Genomic DNA, 1,243 nt, shown 5'->3' on the forward strand with positions numbered 1-1,243 from the left:
GTGGACCGCACCGTACAATGCACGGCGGTGCGCGAGGCCTGGCAGGCCGCCACGCACTGGCCCGAGCTGCGCGCCGCCGTGGCCGGACCGGTGCGCGTGATCGTCTCCAACACCGCAGACCGCGGCTACCTGCTCGACGACCGCGACGGCCCCGCCGCGCTGCGCCCGGGCAGTGCGCCGCCGCACAGCTTTCCCGCCAAGCTGCTGGTGCTGCTGCACGGCCGCTGGCAGGCCGCGCCGCAGGCGCCGATCACGCTGCTGCCGTGCGAACTGGTCGAGCGCAACGGCGACGTGCTGCGCGATGTGGTCGCGGGCCTGGCGCGCCAATGGGCGCTGCCGGCCGAATGCACCGACTGGCTCACGGCGCACTGCGTGTGGGCCAACTCGCTGGTGGACCGCATCGTGTCCGAGGCCATCGCGCCCGTGGGCGCGGTGGCCGAGCCCTATGCCGTGTGGGTGATCGAACGCCACCCGCGCCTCACGCTGCCGTGCACGCACCCGGCCATCGTGCTCACCGACGACCTGGCGTTCTACGAGCGGCTCAAGCTGCTGCTGCTCAACGCCGGCCACACCTACCTGGCCGAGCGCTGGCAGCAGGAAGGCCGCGCCGCTGGCGAGACCGTGCGCGAGGCCATGGCCGATGCCGCGCTGCGTGCCGGGCTGGAGGCGCTCTGGGCCGAGGAGATCCTGCCCGTGTTCGGCGCCCTGGGCGCGCGCGCGCAGGCCGAGGCCTACCTCGTCGATGTGCGCGAGCGCTTCGAAAACCCGTTCCTGGACCATCGCATCGCCGACATCGCGCAGAACCATGCGCAAAAGAAGCAGCGCCGCTTCGGCCCCCTGGTGGCCCTGGCGGCCGAGCACGCCCCGCACCTGGCCCAGCCACGTCTGAAGGCGGCCCTGGCCGCCGCCTGATCCTTTCATTCCTTGCTTGCCACCGACCCTGCCGCGCAGCCCCGACGATGACCACCGACCTGCAGCCCACCCCGCCCCTGGCCCTCCAGCTGGGCGCCGCCGACAACGTGGCCGTGGCGCGCCAGGCGCTGGAGGCCGGCACGCGCCTGACCATCGGCGGGCACGCCGTGCAGGTCCGGGAGCCCATCGCCTCGGGCCACAAGGTGGCGCTCGTGCCCATCCCGCGCGGCGCGGCCGTGCTCAAGTACGGCCAGGGCATCGGCACGGCCACGGCCGACATCGCGGCCGGCGACCACGTGCACGTGCACAACGTGGGCATGGCGGCATCGAG

2 protein-coding genes are annotated in these 1,243 nt (G+C 73.8%); both read left to right on the forward strand.

Features of this window, described 5'->3' with window-relative positions:
* The coding region (locus AC27IQ_RS24875; RefSeq protein WP_487091201.1) for a mannitol dehydrogenase family protein at positions 1-912 on the forward strand (912 nt) is incomplete at its 5' end.
* Between the two features lie 47 nt (positions 913-959).
* Positions 960-1,243 (forward strand): UxaA family hydrolase (locus AC27IQ_RS24880; protein ID WP_487091202.1); only part of this gene is annotated, 284 nt, incomplete at its 3' end.

The organism is Acidovorax sp. KPB24-07 (assembly GCF_057543315.1).